Source organism: Kitasatospora sp. NPDC058478 (genome assembly GCF_042720345.1).
Taxonomy (GTDB): domain Bacteria; phylum Actinomycetota; class Actinomycetes; order Streptomycetales; family Streptomycetaceae; genus Kitasatospora.
In genome coordinates, this window is record NZ_JBHXML010000168.1 from 1 (window position 1) to 1,300 (window position 1,300).

A 1,300-nucleotide genomic window follows, 5' to 3' on the forward strand; every position below is an offset into this window, starting at 1 on the left:
GGCGGTTTCTAGGGGTCGTTGCAACACGTGGTCGGTTTGATCAGGCCGCGAGCAGTTTATGCAGGCGCTCGGCTGGGGTTTCCCAGTCGAGCGTTTTGCGTGGGCGGCCGTTGAGCTCGGTGGCGACCGCCGTGAGGTGTTCCGGGTCGTGGACGGACAGGTCGGTGCCCTTGGGGAAGTACTGCCGCAGCAGGCCGTTCGTGTTCTCGTTCGAGCCGCGTTGCCAGGGGCTGGCGGGGTCGCAGAAGTAGACCGGGACACCGGTGGCGACGGTGAACGAGCCGTGGGCGGCCATCTCGGCGCCCTGGTCCCAGGTCAGCGACCTCACCAGGTGGCCGGGCAGGGCCTGGACGGTGTCTACCAGGGCCTCGCGGACCTGCTCGGCGGCGCGGCCGTTCGGCAGGTGCAGGAGCATCACGTAGCGGGTGGCCCGCTCGACCAGGGTCCCGATCGCGGAGGCACCGTCCTTGCCGATGATCAGATCGCCCTCCCAGTGGCCGGGTACCGCCCGGTCCTCCACCTCGGCGGGCCGTTCACTGATCATGACCATGGGATGCGTGAAACGCGGCTGGCGGCAGTTGGCCTGGCGGTGCGGTCTGCGGCGCGCGCGTCCGGAGCGCAGAGCACCGGCCAGCTCGCGGCGCAGTTCGCCGCGGCCTTGGACGTAGAGGGCCTGGTAGACCGTCTCGGGGACCACGTGCATCTCCGGCCGCTCGGGGAAGGTTCTGCGTAGAGCGTGGCAGATCTGCTCCGGACTCCACTTCTTGTCCAGGTGGACCTGGATGAAGTTCCGCAGCTCGGCGTTCTCGCCGATCTTCCCCGTCTTCGGTCGAGGCCGGCGGGCGTCGGCCCGGGCCTGGGCGGCGTGGGGCCGGTAACGGCCGCTCTCGGGGTGGCAGTTGCGTCGGATCTCCCGGCTGATCGTGGACGGGCTCCGGCCCAGCTCGGCCGCGATCGCGCGAACTGTCGCCTTCTCCCGCAGCCGGTCGGCGATGTGGATGCGGTCGGCTTCGCACAGGAATCTGGACGGACCCGTGGAGACGGGCGCCCGCTCAGCATGAGCGGGCGCCCGGTACCGCTTCGGGTCCGTCCGGCCGTTTCGCCACTCCCGTCCGGTCCGTTCGTGGACGCCGACGAGCCGGCTCGCTTCCCTGTTGCTCAGTCCCTGCTGCACGAGGCGGAAGTATTCCTCCCGCTCCCTACGCAGCTTCCGCGGCCCCTGAGCCGTCCGGTCCTTGCGGATCTTGAAGTCCATCGCATCCCCTGAACTGGGGTGTTGCGACAACCACTAGAACCTAAG

General features: G+C 69.3%; 1 protein-coding gene. It reads right to left on the reverse strand.

All coding sequences use genetic code 11. The annotated features are described in order from the left end of the window. Positions 1-40: 40 nt before the first annotated feature. Positions 41-1,162 carry an IS30 family transposase gene (locus ACFWPT_RS40920; protein WP_380488135.1) on the reverse strand — a complete coding sequence of 374 codons (1,122 nt, stop codon included), beginning with the start codon at positions 1,160-1,162 and terminating at the stop codon, positions 41-43. Positions 1,163-1,300: the final 138 nt, after the last annotated feature.